The organism is Vibrio sp. 10N.261.51.A3, from assembly GCF_041471965.1.
Lineage (GTDB): Bacteria > Pseudomonadota > Gammaproteobacteria > Enterobacterales > Vibrionaceae > Vibrio > Vibrio crassostreae_C.
The window spans coordinates 1-19662 of the sequence record NZ_JBFRPK010000041.1; the positions used below are offsets into that span (position 1 = coordinate 1).

Below are 19662 nucleotides of genomic sequence, written 5' to 3' on the forward strand. Positions count from 1 at the left end.
TTTTCATGATCTTGCCCTGGGATACATCCCCTCTCGACTCGTTATGATTAGTTAGCAGGCACTATGGGCAGTTCTTCACACCCCCCCATATGAGCCACGTCCACTAAAGTATCTAGAGAGTCACCACACTGCGTTTGGTGAGTGCCGTTAGGGTAAGTGGTACGTACAATCCAGATACCTTTGCTATTCACGTCTGTGATGACATTTTTCTCAGCTGTACTTACAACTGATGTACGTGTCCAACGTGATGCATCGTAAGATTCAGTTGAGTCCAGTGAGTAGTTCCAAGTTGAGAACTGGTCCAGCACTGTTGGGTCTGTGATGTTAGAGTACAAACCATCGTTGATTAGGTCATTGATAACAGCATCGTCACCAAAGTCAAAACCCCACATACCAGCTTGTAGTAACACATTGCCGTCTTTCAATTCACGAATGACGTTAGCGTAAGGTACGCTAGAAGAGTACACGAGTGTATCTGCACATGCAGTATGGTCGTCAACTAGAACAGAAGCGGATACAGAGAATGTAACAGTGTCGTTGCCGTAGTCTTTTGAGTTCTGTACGTAATCATTAGTTAAACCACAACCGTATTTGCTGATTTCTGGTAGGTAGTCGATTAGGTCATCAGTGTATTTTTGCACTGCGCCTTCTTCGGCTTTGATTTTGTTACGGTAAACGATGAGGCGGCCTACAGTTTCTAAGTCAACAGAAACTTCAAATACACGTAGAGAATGTGTGTCGGCATCAAACACGCGTTCTTCACGATACCACTTAGTGAAATTCCCTGCGTCGTCTTTCTCAACGTAGTACTCAACTGTAGCTTTCCAAGCGTTAGGGTTCGCATCGACTAGAGCTGAAGTTTCAGCATAGCCTTTTGCTAGACCGCTGGTTAGAAGCTGGGCTAGTTGATGCTGCTCGGTGTTACCAGAAGCGATGAAGTCTGCGTATAGCTCGTTAGCAGGAATGTTGTAGCGGTTACCCAACTCGTATTCCTTCTCGGCGACTAGACGTACAACTTTGTTTTGCGCTTCAGTATTCGCAGCCAACTCTTTACAGTTGCTTACGCCACTTTGTAATAGGTCTGTTTCAACAGCTGACCAAATCACTGTAGTGAATGGAGTAGTAGCAAATACATCTTCGCCTACGTTGTCAGATGAGAATGAGGGCGGAAAGGTTAAGCTATAAGGTTTATTAACTAACCCATAATCGCTATCGTATGCACCAGTAGGCACATTGACGATAATTGGTGAGTACTCTTTACAAATTAAGTCATCTTCTTCAATAGCAAAATCGAAACGACCGTTCTGATCTGTGGTAGAGCTAGGTTCATTATCGTCTTGTACACCATTGAAGTTGTAATCTAGGAACGCAGTAGCACCCTCGACATAGCCATCGATAGCCACACCTGCGATTTGAGCAGACGGAGTACCTGGATTAGTACCGCCACCCCCTCCGCACGCTGTCAGAGCGAAAGCGATAGAGCTGACAAGAGTTGTCTTCAATAACATAGTATTTTTCATAATCCTTCCTTGTGTGGTTAGTTGAACATGTTGGTCTTGTTCTTGAATGTTGAGTTTTATTTAGAGGTAATGGCCTCAGATAGTAAAAATCCTTCAGGGTAGGTGAACTCGAACGTACTGACGTAGATGTCTTGAATTTGGTTGAGTGGGGCTGAGCAAATACGCTTTTTGAATTGGTAGATCAATTGAAGGCAATCATTCTCTAATACCAACCCAAGTGGACAAACGTATTGAAGCACTTGTTCGTTACGTAGATGGAGCCGAGCTTCGCGTTGGTGATAGATGGATAGACAAAGTTTGTCAAAAAGAGCCTCGTTATAATCATCTTTGTTACCAAGCCGTTTATGCCGAACATGAGTACGTGAGGTTTGGCGATGATTCGCTGATAGTAAGGGGGCAAAACAGTCCTTAACACTTGAACGATAACTTTCAGGAAGCATCGATCTTAAGCTCTCAAAAGCGAGTTCAATAAGTAGAGACTCGCTAGGGCCAATAGCATATTGAGAATGAGCTCGTCGATGGTAGCTATAAGGGAGGCTTCTATCGTCTTTTTCCACATCTAGATAAGTCGTCAAGATGTTCAAGCAGCGTTGTACAGTGCGTTTCGAGCGTTCAATGCCTGTATTTGTTAGTCGTTGATGAACTTCGTTCGCCGTGATCTTTCGTTGAGTAGGGATGAGAGAGTAAACTTCAAATACCAACTCAATATGTTCGATGCGTTGCTTGTTGGGTTTAGAGGGCATGGGACCACCAAAATTGAAACGTGATCAATCGCCTCAACACTTTTGAGTGATGAGTTTAAGAATCAAGTTGATTAGGGATCGGCTGGTGGCCACACAGCCTGATACGATTACTTCTTGTAGTTAATGACGAGTTTGTCTGCGAAAGGGTATTTAGCTATTTCATAGTCTGGGTTTCTTGTGGCTAAATTATGCGCCGATATTGCGGCTGCTGAAGCTAGGCCAAAAATGACAGCAGGGCCGGAAGCCAAGGTGGCAGCCATCGTTGTAGAGCGGCCTGCTGTGTATATTCGACAAGATAGATTTTGAGCCTCTATAAGCCGTTCAATCTTTTTCACCGTCTGAGAGAAGTTTTTTACCCGAGTTAAGGTGAACGACTCTTTTCGTTGGATTAAAGCGATGAGCTCTTCATCATTGGTATGATGCAGTACATTACTTGTAGTCATTGTGAATCCTTAGTTGGGTGTCTATGAACCATCACTGATGGCATTAGAATAAGGATGGGTGAGACAAATAACGTCTCACTCAAATGGCGGATAATGATTATGTGAAATGGGCTGTATATTTGAATTTAAATGACCTCGGGAAAGGCCATTATTTATCCTTTGCTGCTTCTAGAATTTCACTTAGTAGGTAACCTCTGTTCATCAACTCAATAGTGGCTAAGAGCCGTTTTAGGTGAGCCGAAGAAAGGCGTTGAACGAATTCAAACAGTTCGTGATCTGAGCTTTGCTCTACCTCCTTTTTAAAGTGCTGATACTGTTCATTAAGGTAATGACAACTCGCGAGAGCGACTCTGATGAGCGCTTTTGTGAGCTGCTCTTTTAATGGGGAGATATTGGGCATGATTGGTATCACTTATCGGTAATGTAGTGATAAGTCGTGGGGTGGGAGTCAATGATGAAAAGTCATTCAGGCCTTGCTACATATAGGGTTAGCTCTCTCCGAAGCACGACTTTTGATGGCTGTAGTGGTCCGGTGCCTTTGTATCGTGACATAGACCCGGACGGGTTGTTCTCTCATTACGAAGTGATAGATATAGAGTCAAACGCTTCCATATCGATGTAGTTTAAGAAGTTATCCTGCCAAAGCTCGAACATCTCTACAGCGGAATAGTTGCCCTTGATTGGGCTCCATCCCCCGAATTCTGTAAAGAACGCTTGGTCTCGAAAATCAAAGTCTAGACATCGCGCCAATTCTGGATACACATTCCCAACGTAAGCGAAATCAGTGATGTATTCGACATTCCATAGACCACTGGAGATCTGTGTCATCGCGATTTCAACAGGGTGAAACCCACCAGCTTCTGAGCTGTATGAACTATCTCGAAAGTTGAACGTCAGGTAAGTACTTTGGGCTATTGACTCACTCTGGGTTAATTGTTGTTGAAAATGGTTGTTTAACAGTGCGTGAAGTTTGTCTGACACAGGTAAGCTTGATGGATGAAAGAGCAGAGTAGACATAATGATGCCTCCTTGAATTTAGGTGAACGAGTCGGGTGATGGATTAGCCTTAGCGGACTTGAGTGAGCTGTATGTCATCGAAGACATGCTGAGTTAAATGCTCATGGAAAGCGCACATCCAGGCTTGAAACACTTTTGTTGTGACAGGGTGGCTCAGGCTCGCTGCCCCTGCATCTGGTTGATAGCACCAGTGATTCAGTAGGTGGAAATAAAGATACACATCGAGCGAGTCGGTGGCTTTGTCCTGATAAGTAAAATTGGCCACGAAAACCAAATTCCAATCAGAGCGTGAATTCTCCCGCTTTAACTGAATCTCTACAGGGGCAACCCCTTCCTTTGTTTTGTAGTAGCTTGTGTTTCGGCAGTTGAGTGCAATGCGTGTCGTGTCTTTAGGGATCGAGTAGCGAGCGATAGTTTGCTCTAACTGCTGGTGGAGTTTGCTATTGAGGGTGATGTCACCATAGTGTTTCTCAATCATAACCAGCCCCTCTCTGCAAACGATGTGCATTGTTCCCCGACAACAATATGATCCAGAACTCGAACATCAATGAGCGCTAAAGCATCTTGCAATCTCGTCGTGATGCGCTTGTCTGCTTGGGACGGCTCAGGATCGCCTGATGGATGGTTATGAGCAAAGATAACCGCCGCTGCATTAGCCTTCAGAGCAGTCTTTACAACCTCCCTTGGATAGACGCTTGCCGCATCAATCGTCCCTTGAAACAACTCCTCAAACTCAATTAATCGGTGTTGGTTATCTAGCAACATGACGGCGAACACTTCGCGTTCACTGCCGCCTATCTTAAATCGCAAATAGTCTCGGGTAGCTTGTGGATTGGTAAATACATCTCCTCGTACATAACGATCTTCTAATATCTCTGCTGCCTTTTCTAGAACGCGATGTTCATGCTCTTGCTGTGAGAGTAGTGGTGGTGAAAGTGTTCTCATTTTGGTTCTCCTTTAATCAGGCTTTAGGTCATTCACTTTAATGACATATACCTCAAAAAGGTTTGAATCAGAGTAAGCCGAGCCAGCCTCATTTTTTTTAACACTATCTCCTTATCCCATGAGGACCACAGGCATAGGAGAACGTCCCATGAGATTTTTAAAGCTAAAAGAAGTGATTGAGAAAACTGCATTAAGCCGCTCGGCGATATACAGAAAAATGGACGAAGGTAATTTTCCTGTATCGGTAAGCTTGGGAGATAGGGCGGTCGCTTGGGTAGAAGAAGAGGTGAATAACTGGATGGAAATGCGCTTGGCTGAAAGACCAAGCCATTAAGACTGAATTAACGCCACTGCACCAATTAAGGCATTACCAAAATGGTAGGCCAAAACTTAAAAAGAGGAACAAAATTATGAATGAAGAAAACTGTGCAATCTACATTGCTATCGCGACTTCGAAAGACAATACATCAAACCTACAAGGTGGGATTGGTATCAGTGTTTATAACTACGATGGGCAGTTAGTTGACGAAAATAATCTATTAGTCGGTGAGATTGCCGATAGTGCTGAGTTAGAGCTTATCGCATTGATAGAAGCTATAGCTTATGCCAGAGATGGAGACTGCCTGTATTCGAGTAGTGAATATTGTGTGAAAGGGTTCAATGAATGGTTAGATAACTGGAAAGCAAAGGGGTGGCGAAAATCTGATAAGAAGCCAGTAGCTAACCGTCATTTATGGCAACAAGTTGATACGTTGAGATCAAGTAAGTTTGTTGAAGTAAGGCGTGCGCATAAGGTCGGAGATTTTGAACAGATGGGGAAAGCGGGGGATATGGCTAGGGAGGTGCTTTGAACTGGCTTTATTCTCCGAGATCTTAATCACAGTTATTAACACTTATCAAAGACTTAATCGTCATATTCAAACGACCTATATATTATCGAGTCAGATTGATATATAGGTCGGTTTATGTCGGGAAATACTTCTTATTACAACGAAAACGCGGTTCAGCTTTCAAACCAATATGATTCTTTGGAATTTGAAAATGTCCACCGTGCGTGGCGCATGTATTGGCCTTGTGGTGCTATAAGGGTACTTGATATTGGTGCTGGCTCAGGCCGAGATACGAGGTGGTTTGTTGAACAAGGCTGCTCAGTGGTCGCCGTTGAACCAGCAAACGAACTTCGCCAGTTAGGGAGCTTAAACTCCTCGACTCAAGTTCAGTGGTTAGACGATGCTCTGCCTGCTTTAAGCAAAGCTAGAGAGCTGTGTAGTCATTACGATTTGATTTTAATTTCAGCGGTATGGATGCATCTAAATTCGGCGGTTCGAAAAGAGTCGATCGCTGTATTGTCTGAGCTGCTCTCCGAGAATGGAAAACTAGTGATATTTATCTAGTTGTATATCACACTTGTTTACATTGACTCATCGAGTACTCGTAATATGCAAAGGTGCTGTATATCATCCGAGTAATCTTATTCTTTGGCTAATAACAAGGTCTGGATCTTTTTTGACAAGGAGATGCTGTGACAAAGAGTCGTAACGAAGAACCATTTAAGTACTCATATGAATATCCAAAGAAATGGTTTCATATTGTCAGGTTTGGATTCAAGCTAAAAGCTTTTTGGCGATGGTTCCGCGTGCAGAAGCCAGTCACTAGATTGATGGGTTACCAATATCAGGTTGCTGATGACTTGATTGAAATAGATATCACCTACCAGTGTAACTTGAAGTGCAATAACTGTAATCGCTCTTCAGCCCAAGCCCCATCGAAAACACATATTGGACTCGATGAAATAACCCAGTTTGTTGACGATAGCCTAAGTAAGAATAGGCACTGGCGGAAAATAAGAGTGTTAGGTGGAGAGCCAACGCTACATCCTCAATTCAGCGAGATCCTTTCGGAGTTGTATCGCCTAAAGCTAGCTTATCCTGCTCTGACTATTCAGCTTGTGACTAACGGCTATGGTCGTCGCGTCAATAAAGTGATATCAATGCTTCCAGAATGGTTGTGTATTGAAAACTCAGCGAAAACGGATTCTGTTCAACCAGACTTTGGCCCATTTAACTTAGCTCCTGTTGATAGTTGGTACCACAAGTTTAGTGATTTCTCGAACGGCTGTGATATCGCAAAGACTTGCGGTTTAGGTCTTACGCCTCAGGGTTATTACCCTTGTGCGGTTGCTGGTGGTATTGACCGAGTATTAAATATAAAAGGTGGGCGGCAGCGTTTACCATTCAGTGATGATGAAATGCGTGATCTAATGAGGCGTAATTGTGGCTTATGTGGACGATTTCGAGATGGACATTATGTTCCACCAAAACTACGCCCTAGAATATTTGAGCAGCGTACTTCAGCAACATGGAAGAAGATTTATCAAGAGTGGGAAATCAACAAAAAGCGTTAGTTCTGGCTTGATTGCAAAAGGTATAGAAAGTGGATGAATGGCATATTGTTGGCAATGGTCCAGGGGACTTAGTCATCAAAAAACATGAGAAAGTTATCCGATTTAATCAACCATTGACCACTGCTTCAAGCGCTGATTTGGTGGTGACTAATAGTAAGTTGGCAGGCATCACGGCAGGCGTTCTTGTTCAAGGCGAAGTACCGAGCAAACTGTTTTGTGAAAAGCTAGAAGTATATGGGAAGGAATTGGAGGACCTATTGGGATGTAAACCTTCAATTGGTCTGCTCACTCTCAAAACAATGCTTGAACTTGGCGTCACAATAAATGTTAGTAGGATGAATTTGCTGCCTTCACTTGAGAGGCCTCTAGATTGTAATCAACGGAAAGCGCTGCCAGCTGCATATCACAACTGGCTGGGAGAACGTCGTCTCGCCTCTGGTTGGATGGATAAATTAAATTGGCCTGGCTATGAAGTGAAGCTAGCGCGTCATGACAAAGTAGATGACATAACAATCACTCGACATTGCTCCAAGCTTCAGTCGTTGCGAAGTTTACCAAAAGAAGAAGCGACTCAATTATTGAAAGGGCTATCCCAGGTTAAGCCTATGGCATGGTTGGAGCACATTGATTCTTCGATCTTAAAGACCTTAGAATCACTATTTTTTGTTTTAAGGGGGAGGTGTATTATCTCCCCAAACTGGTGGCTCTACGACAACGAATTGTCTAGTGAGGTAAACCGTCTTCAAAAAAATCTGGCTTTGGCTCAACAAGCTCTACTTCTCTCCGAGAAAGTGAAGGCATAGACATAATTTCTTGAACCATTTGGTTATTGTGCTCTTTTTCATCTCGGCCTAGCTTTTTACGCATGTGCCAATAGGTGTAGCCTGTGTCTAGGTAAATAGGAGCTTTTGCGAGTTCCGCCATAGGTAACATGGTTAAATAATCTGTAGCCAAATCGAACCACTCAGAGCTGTCTTTATGTTTGTAATATTCCTCGGGGACTTGTTCAAACAACGCTTTGGTGAATCCCCTTAGGTGGCTCCATACATTTGCACCGGCAGCAAGTCGAGGATTGCGGTAATCAGGCTGGTATAAATGCAGTGGTTTATTAGGACGAAACATAGGCATCTGAACTAAGTCCGCACCCTGTTTTCTGGCTGCATACAAAGCATCAACAACGCTGGGTTGCATTAAGCAGTCATCTTGGTCTAACACTACAACCAAAGAGTTAGGATCTTGGCAGATCTCTTTTATTGCCAATATGAAGTTTGGCATTCTCCCAGTGTTAGAACTGCGCCTTACCAGTGTGGTTTTAGCCTGAAGCTCATCCAACAACATTGGATAACACCAGTTATGAGCGGAGCCACTTGCGTCGTCAATCACGATAATACCAAAGCTTTGATTTGTCTGGTTACGCAATGAGTCTAGGCAACGTTTTAGTAGAGCGTGGTCGGTATACCTACCTTTTAATAAAAAAACGATTGCTTCATGCCTTTGTTCATATTGCCAATGATTGCCGGGTACCCAATCAAATTCCTCATGCTGCTTCGTCGGTTCGATTCCCTGAGAGATCAAGTCCCTTGCCAATGAAAGTTCAGGAAGGTGTTTGTGTTCATTTCGAGGATGGACGTAGTAACTTTGTGGATCCCCACCACGTACAGCGCGAAGCCCTTTACATTTCATTGCTTGTTGTAGTGCACGATGCCAGGTTAAAGTGAATCTGCCTCTGTCCAAGGGATTATCAATTGGCAGTTGAAGGCGAATCCTACCGAGATCCAAGAGTCCGAAACGGACCTCAGGAGCAAATTCACCCGGAGCTCCTTTATAAGGATTAAAATTAGAGCTGCTTTTGGGAATATTAAAGCCAACAGCAAGTACATCCTTAGGCTCACAAGCGTAAATCATGTCGGCGATATAATCATGGTGCCAATTGCGGCGACCAATAAGCACGTCTAAATCGCACTGCAGTACATATCGAGTCGTAACTTGGTCAAATCCCCAGATCTGAGGGAACAAGGGAGCATTTTGACAGGTATGTGTTTCTCCGCACTTAGACTGTGCAAACCATTTTTCATACGTTGTATTTATGGTTGTTGCGCTTGAAGGGGAAACTAGCACGGAGTCAACTAGTCCATTGTCTCTCAGCCTCTCGGCTTGTTCAATAACGGAGGCTAGGTTTGGATTCGAATACTGGCGTAAAAATTGCCCCTCATGAGGATCAATCAGAAGAACTGTTTGTGCGAAATCAATTGGGTAGCGAAGCTGCGTAACGATATGCAGTACTTGGTCACTAAGTACTTTAGCATCTTGCGCACAGGCTTTGATCATTAGAGTTACAGATTCACTCTTACACGAGACCGTCGGTGTTAGGTTACGGCAAGGTTCGACGCATTGTGGATGAAGCTCAGTGATTAACTTACGGTAGAACTGCTCGAATCCAGGAAGGCTCATCAACGCATCATCTTGTCTTCGCCAGCTTAGCCTACGTACGACTTCTTCGTCAGTATTCGCCAATATTCCAATAGAATAAAGGCGGGCACACATATCCCGAAAGCGTGAGGACGTGAGAGGCTGTAGGTCCTTTCCGACATCAATGTATTCCAGGTCTCCTTGTGGAGTGACAATTAAGTTATCCCGCTTGATGTTGAGAGTGCAAACTCCAGCGTGATAGAGTTTTTTGAGGTAATCTACAATGGATTTTTCGGAAAGCTTCTCATTAGTTAATGCATTATTTTGGAAGGAGGTGCTGTACTGCCAAAGACCATCACACTTTCTCCAAGTTACCGTAGAAATAGGAAGGTCTTTTTCGGCGAGTAAGGTTCGCAGGCTTCGGACTTCGGTATCTGAAATAGCCCAAGGGTAGAACTCCTTAACCACTTGATTATGCTGTAGCCAAACCGCCCCTTCCATACCAACACCTAACAGATGGCGATTGGTAGACAATAGAGTGCTCCATGTTCTTGCAACATAGGCAAGCCTATTTCTCTGATCTTGCCAAATTTCGTTAGACTTATTTGTCTTTGTATCTTCTCCATCAAGAGAGTAGATGGCATAAATAGGATAAGAACAAACGGCTACCTTGGAAGGATTTAGCATTAATAGTTTAGTGACCAACCAGTGGTCTTCTGCGCTTCTGATGTTTGGGTACCTGATACCTAGATTATTCTTCAGTAATAGGTTGCATGAAGGAAGCTCTCGTTGTTGCTTGGCAGAAGCAAAATTATCGATAAATCCCGCTAAACTTAGATGATTACAGAGCTCGTTTGGATTTGCGATATTGTCATTTTGGAGAATCACCCCTCCTTTTCTCAGCTTGTTGCTTCCCAGAGCCGCTACTTTATCTGTATCGCGAACAGCCTTCCAAAGCCCATGCAGGCTATCTTTAGCAAACAGTTCATCGTCAGCATCTAATCTTGCAACCCATTGTATACATGGCTGTGTATCTGCCCAGTCCAAGAGAAGGTTGCGTGCCCTAGCTGGCGAACCGCACTCGGCTTGCAAGAGGGTAACAGCTGGGTGGTGAAGTAAAGCACTTGCTTCCGCTGACCAACTTATGTCAGAGCTATCATCCAGTACAACGATGCGTGCAATCTGCTTTTGAGCAAGAGACTGTTTAAGTGCGCTGTCAAGAGCGCGGATGAGGCCTTGCGGTTGGTTTTTGTGGGTAATCGCGACTACCACTTCAGCAGTGTCAAATTCTGGTGCCGAAGTGTGCGCAACTCGTAAGTTTCGGTCGCACAAGATCTTAGTGTATTTAATGGGAGCGCGTGGGTGAAAGTTAGCCATTGACACTCTCCAGAAGTTTTATTTCGTCTAATATATCGTTCTTGGAAAGTGCAAACAGTGCAGCGGCGCGTTCGAAATAGATACCCATTTCACTTTGTGACATTTTCTTTCCGTGAAGTTTTAGAAACTGCGCGCACCCGCGCAGTTTCTGTTTTGAGCCAGGGGCAGAAAGGGCATCGGGTGTTTGATTGCAAATCCAATCTACGGTCGCCATATTGGTATAGCGAATGGTGACCAATCCGGACTCCAAAATTCGAATTGCAAAATCTTTATCATTTCCACTAGTTAAGCCGTCAGTGAAACCACCAACTTTGGTAGCAAGTTCGGTCTTAATAAAGGTATTTGAGCCTTGCCATCCTGGGTTACCAACTAGAAAGTCTTTAACCTCAAGATCTATGGGAATATTGGTAGCGACTGTTTTGTGATCAATCTTCACATTGATACCAGACAGAACGATATCTGCTTTTCCGTCATCGCTGCTAAGCAGGCAAGAAGATAGATGCTCAGGCTGCCAAACATCATCATCATCGATGATAGCGATATAGCTATTTGGAAAGTTATCAGAGATATAGTTGATACCGGTATTCCAACTGCCAGCGGCGCCGGATGCACGTGAATTGACTAATACACGCAGCGGAATACTTTTGAGTTCAGAACGCAGGTTCTCTACTTCATTCCGATCTAGTGAGCGTGTATCTGATACGAGCACAACGGCTTTAGGTTGGCATGTTTGATTGATGACTGAAGGAAGCGCATGCTCTGAAAGTAGTGAAAGCCTGGGCGTTGTAGCGATCAGCACAATGACATTATTCATTATTGAGACTTTGATTGATGATTGACTTGATTATAATAAGCAAATTGATGAGTATGTGATGTAACTGACTGACATTTATGAGCATTTGATCAACATTTGCATTATCTATGCGTTTTTTTCAATTACAGGAAGGCTATGAAAACACTTGTAACGGGTGCCGCCGGTTTTATCGGTAGTCATATTTGTCGCAGGCTTTGTGCTGATGGATACGATGTGGTCGGCGTTGATAACCTCAATGACTATTACGATGTTGGCCTTAAAAAAGCGAGGTTGGAATGGATTGGAGATGTAGGGTTCGAATTTCACTGTATGAGTGTCGAAAACTCAGATGAATTAACTCGTTTATTTGATGAAGAGCAATTTGAGTGCGTGATTCACTTAGCTGGGCAGGCTGGCGTACGTTACTCTTCGGAAGATCCTATGGTCTATGGACAGAGCAACTTAATGGGTTTTCTTTCAGTCCTAGAGGCGTGTCGAGGTTTTAAAATTAAACACCTGGTGTATGCGTCATCGAGCTCAGTGTATGGATTGAACGATAAAATTCCATTTTCAGCGAATGACAATGTGGATCACCCAGTTTCTCTTTATGCTGCAACTAAAAAGGCAAATGAGTTAATGGCTCATAGCTACTCTCAAATGTATGGGTTACCAACGACAGGACTGCGTTTTTTCAGCGTTTACGGTCCCTGGAGTCGACCTGATATGGCGTTCTATAAGTTTACAGAGGCAATGATTGAAAAAAGGCCGATCGATGTTTTCAATAACGGGGAACTTTATCGGGACTTTACTTACATCGATGACGTTGTAGAAGCAGTAGTTCGAGTAACAAAGAATATTCCCAAGAAAAACCATGAATGGTTAAAAGCTCACGAGACTATTGCGCAAAGCTCGGCGCCATATCAGATTTTTAATGTTGGTAGCGGGGCTCCAGTTAAACTCACAAAAATGATTGATTTGTTGGAATGTCAACTGGGAGTATCTGCGATAAGGCAATTGAAGCCAATGCAGGTAGGGGAAGTGAATACAACATACTCTGATGTAAAAGAGATTTTTGATGAGATTGGTTTTAGGCCACAAGTACCATTCCACGAAGGCGTTACAGCTTTCGTGGAATGGTACAGTGATTATCGGAGAATTTCTCAGCAACAAATCAAGAGTGCAGATGAGTCGATTTAGTTTTATGCTGGACTACAAAGGTGCGTTGTATGCTTTTTAAAGTATTCACGCGCACCTAAAAAACCAAATACGGCCTCAGCTCCTCAAAATTCCCTAAGATGATCTGTTGTCCTTTAGGGTTCGAATTCAACACATTAATATCGATGTTATAAGCATCAAGAACATAGCGAACCAGAGCTGCGTTCGTCGGTATTGTCAGGGTGCCTTTTTCCATACCGTAGTCGTGTGCAATCACTTTGGCCTGGGCTTCGGTCAATCTTGAGTCGGGGATTAACTTAATAGAGAGATGAGTATTCCAAAGCTCATCTTGTTCCTTTCCTTTTATTTTTTTTGTCTCAAGAGTTGGAGTCCCTCGAATTCGGCTCAGCACGAAATCTCGATAGTCTTCTGAGTGCTCGCAATAAGCACGGACATGCCAGCGTAATGGTGTGCAAACGAGTGTATGTGGAGAGATGATCCGTTCTACTTCTTCACCATTTGTCAGTGATGTGTAGCTTAAATCGACACGTTTTTTCTCTCTGATTGCTTGGACTAATGGACGTAAAATTTCGGGTGTAATGTTGCGCGTCACTGGGCGAACCATCGTCGTATTTTCAAAGCCCATATCAAGCTCATTGAAAGTCACAGTCATATCTTCACTTCGAGATAAGATGTGTAAGTATTCATCAGCATGACCGCTTGTTAGGCGTTGAGCAAAGCAATCACTGGGCTTGTATCCTTTCAACTGCTTATCGTAGACAAGGTTGCCTGGCGCTACATCGGTTAGGTAGGTGTTGATGTCTTTAGATGCTTGCTGCCTGCCAATACCAAAGCTCTTAATCAGGTGATTGGTTGTTAACCGTCCCTCCCACAGCGCGATGACTTCTATCATTCTGTAGCGGAATAGTAGATCCCATCGAATTGGCCATTTGCTCATCATCTAACTCCTGTCTATTTATGCGACGTGTGTATGTAATCAGTATTTACCTGTCGTTAATGGCGTCATATTATTGAATCTGCTGTAGTTAAGTCAATGAAAGGATTTGGACATACTGAAATGAAACTTAACCGATACCTCTATAAAATCTCACAGGGAGATGCGATCAACTTAGAGCACTTCCTCAAGTCTTTGCCATTCTCAGACATCAATGAATGGCGGAAAATTTATCGTGCAACTCGTCTTAAGAGTGGACATCAATTGGAGATACTCGATGAAGAACGGCATCTCGCACTGTATGAGCCAGAAGTATGCGATAGAGTTGCAGCATCTAACTTGGGGCGCTCACATGATTTCCCTAGTAATTTTGCTCACGTTTTGGTTTTGAACAGCACAACTAAGTCACAGGTTCCGTTTGTTATTGTATCCGATATTGATGGTTTCAAAACCCACGGCAGGCTCATGGGTAATCGAGCAGTTCTTATAGAGAATATTGAGAATTTCTATCGATACCGAGAGTTCCTAGAGCTAATTGGTCATCCATCATTAGCTGAAAGTTCAGACATCATTTTTGGCGCAGGCAACCAGATATGCCACTATCTGAACCGGCCATTTTTATCTACTTATGATGAAATCTATTGTGCTCAAGACGTTGAATTGGGGGGGCTGACTGTGTACGGAACTCTTAAAAAGTCGCTTCCTCAATGTGAATGGCTTGCTCCAGTAGATTGGGGCTTATTTCAAAACAAATTCAAACTCAAACCCAAAAGTGCAGCTCACTTAGCTAAGGCGATAGAGCTGGCTCGAAATTTTGGCTTAAACTCTGAAGCCGATCTTATGAACAAAACTCGCTTATTCCTAGAGCAAGAGGCTCTATTACCCGAAATACGACAGGATTCCACCGATGTTTAACAATCCAATAGATAACCTTCTAATCAGTATATCGCGCTTGGTTGCAGTAGATTGTGCTGGCGTTGCAATTGCAGAAATTGACCTGCGTGAAGGCGGGATTCTTATCGGTGGCGGGAACATTGGTAAAACTTCCATTCTGAACGCCATTCGACTATTTTTGCTGCCAGAAGAGAACTTTAAAGATTCAAAAAATAAGTTTGGCTTTTCAGATAAAGAAGGCAACTTTTACTCCAATGATGAGTGTTTTGAGCATTACTTCCCTAGCAGCACTAGCTTCCTGATTTTGGAATGTGACAACTACCTCGGCGGGCCAATGCCCCATTGTCAGATACTCTATCGTGGTAACTCTGATAAGCTCGATTATCGCCGTATGTTCACATCCCTTCGGTATGCGCAAATACGGCATCTTTTTTGGGATGACAACGTTGGGGATGATGGTATTGGTGGCCGAGTGGATGATTTATCACCCAGCAAAGTGCAGGCTTTTCTAAAGCGTGAGGATAAGCACTTTAAATCATTAGTACGCTCTTCCGCGATTAAGGAAGTGATCTATGCGAATCAACTACTCGATATTGATGCGATGCGCTTTTGTTTATTTCCCCTCAGCTCAACTAAGGATGCGGATGTCGATGCTTTTCGCGCACTCGTCCGCTTGCTATTTGATATGAAAACGGGGTCGGACACGGTTCGTTTGGCTGTGGCCAATATCATTGAATCGAGAAAGAAGGAGCGCAAAGACGAGCTCAATTTTGATATTGATGCCTTTATTAATTATAACGACATGTTGTCAAGTCGCGAGCTAATACTCAAAAAGATTGAAAGCTTAAGACCTGAATACGAAAAGCTTGCCGTCAGTCATCAACAATTAGTGAGCAATAAAAATGCTGAAGATGCGTTGATGCAGTACGCTATGATGCTTGACAGCCGAATCAATCAGGAAAACCAAACTCTTGAACAAGAAGAGATACAGTTAACGTTACAGCAAGGAAAAGTACGGTCGGCCAAAAAAGCGTGTGATGACACTGTCGATAAACAAAAGACACTGAAAGGTGGGGTTAAAGTACTCGTTCGCCAGCAGAAGAAGCTCGATGAGATTGTGCAAGAGACTGAGCTTATCCTTAACATCTACGATAAAAGTGAGACGATAGACGACATTATATCAGGCCACCGTGAACACCTGGATGATAGAAAGGAAGCGTTAAGATTAAAGGAAGATGCAGAGGCTCTACAAACTGAATTAGAAACCCTCAAGCAAGAAATTTCCAACCTTAGCGAGACTGAAGCTCGCTATCAAGCATCGGTCAATGCTCAACAATTCAAGCTGTTTAACCAGTTACCTGAAAGTGTCTGGATGAAGTTAGCAGCGGTTAATGAGGAGTTAGCGGAGTCTAATCCAGCAAGAGTGTTATCCTCATCTGAGAGGCAGGCAATTGAGTCATTTACCGATTTATTAGAAGAAAAACAGCAGCACTACGCACTTTGGGACTTAACGTTAGAGTCCATTCCAAGCATTAATCGAGAGTCTGACCAAACGCGGTTATCTAAAGTACAAGAGGCCTTAGAGCAAAAAAGCAAGCGAGTCGCAGAACTCAGTGCAATGGGTAATCAATCCCGCATTGAGCGAATTAAAGAAATTACGGCGCTTAAAACTGAAATCAAACGTACTGAAAATGAAATCCATTTGCTAAAAGCATACACAAACAATGCAGAGCAGCTTCAAGAGACTAGTAAAGAACTAGCGGAGGCTGAACAAACTCGTGATTCGTTAGAAAAAAAGTTCGATGCACAATATGACCTATGGGCTCAAGCGAAGCACTCGTTTGACGCACAAACTAACCAACTAACCGAGAAAAAAGAGCAGTTAGAAAAATTAACCGGATTCAGCGTTAGGGTCAAAGCGGCACTTCAGGCGCATCATCTACCAGTAAGCGATTTTTCAGTCTTACCCGATCAAACAATCGACCTTTCGGAAGAAACACTACGAGCTCGAATAGAGGCTCTGCACAAAAAGCGTCAAGCAAAGACCGAGATTACCGAAAAAATCCAAGGTTTTGTCAGAGAACAAGTGCTAGAAAATGACGATAAGCTGATGCTCTCTCACCTAGATGATGATCTTCTAGAACACGCATTTAACCAACTCCAAACTCGCTATCAAGGCCTAGATAATGAGTTTGATATTCTGCGCAAAAACTTTATTGAACATAAGCACACTGTTCACTCCATCATTAATGAGCTAAAAAATAATCGAGAATTGGTTTTCCAGTTTGAACAGAGTATTAACCGTGCGTTTGAAGGACTAGAGATCAATGACTTGTCACAGGTTGAAGCCAAAATCAAGATTGAGGCGCGATTTGACGACCTAGTGAGGGAAATCGAGTTTTTTGATACGCACTCAGATCAAAAAGCCTCGGAGCAGTTTATTGAACGCCTCAAAGCTTTTAGTAAAAAGTTTTTCCCAGAAGGCAAAGCCGCGCTGCTGACCATGGAGCAGATCGTCTCTGGCATTAGCTATAGAGTTAAAAAGCGTGCTCAAAATGGTTGGGAGAGCAAGTCACAGTCCACCTCTACTATCATGCTGATCAACATCAAGCTGGTGGAAATTTTGTTGAGCCGATTAAGAAATAGTGCTTGTGCGACCCAATTTCCACTAGTGATAGATGAAGGTGCTTCGGTGGATAGTTCACAATTTGACTGGCTGTTGCCAAATATGAAAAAAGCAGGCTTTCGAGTTTTAAGTGCTTCTACTAACTCGGCATCCAGTGAGATTATCTTTAAGTTTGGTCAACATTTTCGTTTGGATTCGATGCGCACTTCAAAACCCTACGATGAAGCTCGGAGCATTGCTTACACAGGCATACCAGAAAGCTTTGTGAGAAAAGGAAGTGCGCTGGATAGAGAGCAACTCGATATGTTTGGAGAGGCAGATGAGTGATAAAAGACTTCTGACCATCCCCACGTTTGCCATTATGCTTGAACATCACACCGTAATGAGGGATGTGATCAGGACAATGGATGAGAGTGGTGAGCCTTATGTAAGAGAAGCGACCTTCATCTCTAGATTGCACCGATACATACAAGGGCAAAGCAAAGATAAACAGAAACAATTACGTACTGCCTTTTCTGCCGATAACTTGTTAGCGACCCATATTTTAGTCGACAAAGATGAGTTCGGTGGTGAAAGTCGCCTAATCTTTGATCGAGCCGTGATCGGGGTATTTCGTCTCTTTGATCGTAGCTTGTTTCAAGATCTGACAGACGTCGCGCTCAAAGTCCAGTTAGGAGGCATACGCTTACTTCTAGAAAAGCTTCAGTCGGGCTCAATGCTGTATAGCGATGACAACTTAGATTTTAAGGAGCTCATTGACGAGTTGTTTCATCAATTAAGTGAGCTTCTAAACAGTATTCGTTTGAACTTGGTAAAAATGCAAACGATCAATCAGGAGCTCAGTGATGCGAGTGAACTTGCCGCCAAATCGGATAACCCACAAGTGTTCTCGCTCCTCCAGCAAGAGTCGATAGAAAAAATATCGCTATTGCTATCGAGGCACATACTGCCCACGCGACAATTTTTGGATGAGAAAAGTCGGTTGAAAGATGGGCCGAACTTGTTTGAATGTCTGCAAAATTTACGCAGTCAGTTTGATCGCCATCAAGACCACCCACGGGCGAACGCAATGTTGAGGTATGAGGTGAGCTTTAACAGTTTTCACAAACAGATCAGCAAAGTATCGCATTCAGTAGACCAGTTTTTGGCCCGTTCCAAAAAGCGTCTTCAACAGTTTAATGCCATTGAAACGGCATTTGGTGATTTAGTCAAAGAGTTAGATGCAACAAAGCACAACCTAAAACGTAGCCAGATAGATGGGCAATTTGCTCGTGATAACGGTACATTTATGGGGTTAATGCAGCAAGCAAGACCCAAAGTGCTTCGTATCAGTAGTTCAGAAGCCTACCTCAACAATGTAGTGAGTGATATAGATGCGCGAGTTGCGGATAAAGGCCTGCTAGAACAGGGGCGTTATGTTGAGTTAGTCAGCACTAAAGATGATTCAACCGAACGAAGGCTCGCTCGCGCAGAGCAGATCTTTGAATTGGTGAAGCAGATGAAAATGGCCGAATATCAAGATCTCACGCTCTCACTTCATAGGCGCCTCAAAGAACATCTGGTTGACTATCATTTTGTTGACCTATTGGAAGGGCTTAACTTCCTATTACGCAGTGAAGCGATGCTTGATGGACACATACTTAAAATGACTAATTTCCGCCAACGCATTGCCCAAAGCGACACTATTTATCTATACCGTAAAATTCGAACAGAGCGAGTAACTAATCCATGACGCCATTTTCTCAAATAAACATGGTGAAAAGCCAGCAGATATACACGACATTCGTCAATGGTAAGGTGATCACCAAGCAAGCTTATGACCTTTACCAGCAACGTTTTATCGAGAGTCCGCTTTATACCGAACTTTATAATAACCTAGAGCACTTTACACAGCATTACCTGCACATTGGTTTCACGCTCAATTTCAATGTAGAAGGGGAGTTTTTCTATATCAGTCGTAGTGAGGCAGAAGAAGACGCAGACACTAATGCCACCAAAATTCAGGCTATGTTATTAATTATTGCCCGTTACTGGGTGGATAAAGGTTTTGACCTAGACGATCTAATCACGCCAGTGATTGGGCTCGGGCGCACGGCACTAGAGGAGATTGCAGAGCAAACCATCTATGACGACATTCGACAGGCGCTTGGAATCGAAACCTGGGATAAGGCCATCAACTACCTTGCTGATCGCAACTTCCTCTACCCTTGTGGTGATAAACATTACGTTCTAAGTTCAGCTGGAATGCATTTCTTGAATTTACATGTTGAGAAATACTCACAAGAGCAAGAGTAAAACGATTCACGCTATGGATGATGATAAACTTGAATCATGACTGTTAGTTAACTCTATGAATTAACTAACAGTCTCAAAAGTAGTAA

At 43.3% G+C, this 19662-nt stretch carries 18 protein-coding genes and 1 pseudogene; 10 read left to right on the forward strand and 9 right to left on the reverse strand.

Annotated elements, in window-relative coordinates:
• Positions 1-47: 47 nt before the first annotated feature.
• The 6 genes from AB4371_RS10945 to radC form a co-directional block, all read right to left on the reverse strand.
• Positions 48-1520: a hypothetical protein gene (locus tag AB4371_RS10945; protein WP_372149702.1), complete on the reverse strand. Its 1473-nt coding sequence runs from the start codon at positions 1518-1520 to the stop codon at positions 48-50.
• A 56-nt stretch (positions 1521-1576) separates the two neighbouring features.
• Positions 1577-2263 carry a hypothetical protein gene (locus AB4371_RS10950; RefSeq protein ID WP_004734951.1) on the reverse strand — a complete coding sequence of 229 codons (687 nt, stop codon included), beginning with the start codon at positions 2261-2263 and terminating at the stop codon, positions 1577-1579.
• Positions 2264-2370: 107 nt separating this feature from the next.
• On the reverse strand, positions 2371-2706 hold the full coding sequence (locus AB4371_RS10955; RefSeq protein WP_004734952.1) for a hypothetical protein: 336 nt from the start codon (positions 2704-2706) through the stop codon (positions 2371-2373).
• A gap of 576 nt (positions 2707-3282) precedes the next feature.
• Positions 3283-3723 carry a DUF2787 domain-containing protein gene (locus AB4371_RS10960; RefSeq protein ID WP_065678385.1) on the reverse strand — a complete coding sequence of 147 codons (441 nt, stop codon included), beginning with the start codon at positions 3721-3723 and terminating at the stop codon, positions 3283-3285.
• A 49-nt stretch (positions 3724-3772) separates the two neighbouring features.
• The gene (locus AB4371_RS10965; protein ID WP_065678384.1) at positions 3773-4201 is read right to left on the reverse strand and encodes a DUF2787 domain-containing protein; all 429 of its coding nucleotides are present in this window, start codon (positions 4199-4201) and stop codon (positions 3773-3775) included.
• Positions 4198-4668 carry a RadC family protein gene (radC, locus tag AB4371_RS10970; RefSeq protein WP_009846898.1) on the reverse strand — a complete coding sequence of 157 codons (471 nt, stop codon included), beginning with the start codon at positions 4666-4668 and terminating at the stop codon, positions 4198-4200. Before radC ends, AB4371_RS10965 begins: the two co-directional genes overlap by 4 nt.
• A 148-nt stretch (positions 4669-4816) precedes the next feature.
• Here radC and AB4371_RS10975 point away from each other — a divergent pair, with 148 nt between their 5' ends.
• The 5 genes and pseudogenes from AB4371_RS10975 (at position 4817) to AB4371_RS10995 (ending at position 7875) form a co-directional block, all read left to right on the forward strand.
• Positions 4817-5002, forward strand: coding sequence for an AlpA family transcriptional regulator (locus AB4371_RS10975; RefSeq protein ID WP_017065568.1), 186 nt, complete (start codon positions 4817-4819; stop codon positions 5000-5002).
• A 76-nt stretch (positions 5003-5078) separates the two neighbouring features.
• Positions 5079-5519 carry an RNase H family protein gene (locus tag AB4371_RS10980; protein ID WP_372102202.1) on the forward strand — a complete coding sequence of 147 codons (441 nt, stop codon included), beginning with the start codon at positions 5079-5081 and terminating at the stop codon, positions 5517-5519.
• A gap of 114 nt (positions 5520-5633) precedes the next feature.
• Positions 5634-6053, forward strand: a pseudogene (locus AB4371_RS10985) (class I SAM-dependent methyltransferase); the annotation flags it as partial.
• Between the two features lie 137 nt (positions 6054-6190).
• The gene (locus AB4371_RS10990; RefSeq protein WP_372102201.1) at positions 6191-7072 is read left to right on the forward strand and encodes a radical SAM protein; all 882 of its coding nucleotides are present in this window, start codon (positions 6191-6193) and stop codon (positions 7070-7072) included.
• A gap of 29 nt (positions 7073-7101) precedes the next feature.
• Complete coding sequence (locus tag AB4371_RS10995) at positions 7102-7875, forward strand: hypothetical protein (RefSeq protein WP_371971208.1); 774 nt, start codon at positions 7102-7104, stop codon at positions 7873-7875.
• On the opposite strand, the gene AB4371_RS11000 is transcribed toward AB4371_RS10995, so the two are convergent.
• Together AB4371_RS11000 and AB4371_RS11005 are read right to left on the reverse strand one after the other, a co-directional pair.
• Positions 7796-10858 carry a glycosyltransferase family 2 protein gene (locus AB4371_RS11000; protein ID WP_372102200.1) on the reverse strand — a complete coding sequence of 1021 codons (3063 nt, stop codon included), beginning with the start codon at positions 10856-10858 and terminating at the stop codon, positions 7796-7798. The genes AB4371_RS10995 and AB4371_RS11000 overlap by 80 nt on opposite strands.
• Positions 10851-11672: a glycosyltransferase family 2 protein gene (locus AB4371_RS11005; RefSeq protein WP_372149704.1), complete on the reverse strand. Its 822-nt coding sequence runs from the start codon at positions 11670-11672 to the stop codon at positions 10851-10853. The genes AB4371_RS11000 and AB4371_RS11005 overlap by 8 nt, the downstream gene beginning before the upstream one ends.
• Before the next feature lie 135 nt (positions 11673-11807).
• On the opposite strand from AB4371_RS11005, the gene AB4371_RS11010 reads away from it, so the two are divergent.
• Entirely contained in the window at positions 11808-12848 is a 1041-nt protein-coding gene (locus tag AB4371_RS11010; RefSeq protein ID WP_372102199.1) for an NAD-dependent epimerase/dehydratase family protein, read from the forward strand.
• Between the two features lie 55 nt (positions 12849-12903).
• Here the strand turns inward: AB4371_RS11010 and AB4371_RS11015 are convergent, their stop codons facing one another.
• Complete coding sequence (locus AB4371_RS11015) at positions 12904-13764, reverse strand: WYL domain-containing protein (RefSeq protein WP_372102311.1); 861 nt, start codon at positions 13762-13764, stop codon at positions 12904-12906.
• A gap of 96 nt (positions 13765-13860) precedes the next feature.
• Between AB4371_RS11015 and AB4371_RS11020 the strand changes: the two genes are divergently transcribed.
• Genes AB4371_RS11020 through AB4371_RS11035 form a run of 4 tightly spaced genes read left to right on the forward strand, consistent with a single transcriptional unit; the run spans position 13861 to position 19576 of the window.
• Positions 13861-14676 (forward strand): hypothetical protein, encoded by an 816-nt coding sequence (locus AB4371_RS11020; RefSeq protein ID WP_372102198.1) that lies wholly within the window; start codon positions 13861-13863, stop codon positions 14674-14676.
• Positions 14669-17608 (forward strand): hypothetical protein, encoded by a 2940-nt coding sequence (locus tag AB4371_RS11025; protein WP_372149706.1) that lies wholly within the window; start codon positions 14669-14671, stop codon positions 17606-17608. The genes AB4371_RS11020 and AB4371_RS11025 overlap by 8 nt, the downstream gene beginning before the upstream one ends.
• The gene (locus AB4371_RS11030) at positions 17601-19013 is read left to right on the forward strand and encodes a hypothetical protein (RefSeq protein WP_372149708.1); all 1413 of its coding nucleotides are present in this window, start codon (positions 17601-17603) and stop codon (positions 19011-19013) included. Before AB4371_RS11025 ends, AB4371_RS11030 begins: the two co-directional genes overlap by 8 nt.
• A complete protein-coding gene (locus AB4371_RS11035) occupies positions 19010-19576 on the forward strand; it encodes a condensin complex protein MksE (protein ID WP_372149711.1) in 567 nt (188 codons plus the stop codon). The genes AB4371_RS11030 and AB4371_RS11035 overlap by 4 nt, the downstream gene beginning before the upstream one ends.
• Positions 19577-19662: the final 86 nt, after the last annotated feature.

Bases quoted from the DNA above. Each gene is read 5' to 3' on its own strand.
- AB4371_RS11035 (WP_372149711.1), top strand. From the start codon at position 19,010: ATGACGCCATTTTCTCAAATAAACATGGTGAAAAGCCAGCAGATATAC.
- AB4371_RS11010 (WP_372102199.1), top strand. From the start codon at position 11,808: ATGAAAACACTTGTAACGGGTGCCGCCGGTTTTATCGGTAGTCATATT.
- AB4371_RS11020 (WP_372102198.1), top strand. From the start codon at position 13,861: ATGAAAGGATTTGGACATACTGAAATGAAACTTAACCGATACCTCTAT.
- radC (WP_009846898.1), bottom strand. From the start codon at position 4,668: ATGAGAACACTTTCACCACCACTACTCTCACAGCAAGAGCATGAACAT.
- AB4371_RS10955 (WP_004734952.1), bottom strand. From the start codon at position 2,706: ATGACTACAAGTAATGTACTGCATCATACCAATGATGAAGAGCTCATC.
- AB4371_RS10965 (WP_065678384.1), bottom strand. From the start codon at position 4,201: ATGATTGAGAAACACTATGGTGACATCACCCTCAATAGCAAACTCCAC.
- AB4371_RS10950 (WP_004734951.1), bottom strand. From the start codon at position 2,263: ATGCCCTCTAAACCCAACAAGCAACGCATCGAACATATTGAGTTGGTA.
- AB4371_RS10975 (WP_017065568.1), top strand. From the start codon at position 4,817: ATGAGATTTTTAAAGCTAAAAGAAGTGATTGAGAAAACTGCATTAAGC.
- AB4371_RS11005 (WP_372149704.1), bottom strand. From the start codon at position 11,672: ATGAATAATGTCATTGTGCTGATCGCTACAACGCCCAGGCTTTCACTA.
- AB4371_RS11000 (WP_372102200.1), bottom strand. From the start codon at position 10,858: ATGGCTAACTTTCACCCACGCGCTCCCATTAAATACACTAAGATCTTG.
- AB4371_RS10980 (WP_372102202.1), top strand. From the start codon at position 5,079: ATGAATGAAGAAAACTGTGCAATCTACATTGCTATCGCGACTTCGAAA.
- AB4371_RS11025 (WP_372149706.1), top strand. From the start codon at position 14,669: ATGTTTAACAATCCAATAGATAACCTTCTAATCAGTATATCGCGCTTG.
- AB4371_RS10960 (WP_065678385.1), bottom strand. From the start codon at position 3,723: ATGTCTACTCTGCTCTTTCATCCATCAAGCTTACCTGTGTCAGACAAA.
- AB4371_RS11030 (WP_372149708.1), top strand. From the start codon at position 17,601: ATGAGTGATAAAAGACTTCTGACCATCCCCACGTTTGCCATTATGCTT.
- AB4371_RS10945 (WP_372149702.1), bottom strand. From the start codon at position 1,520: ATGAAAAATACTATGTTATTGAAGACAACTCTTGTCAGCTCTATCGCT.
- AB4371_RS11015 (WP_372102311.1), bottom strand. From the start codon at position 13,764: ATGAGCAAATGGCCAATTCGATGGGATCTACTATTCCGCTACAGAATG.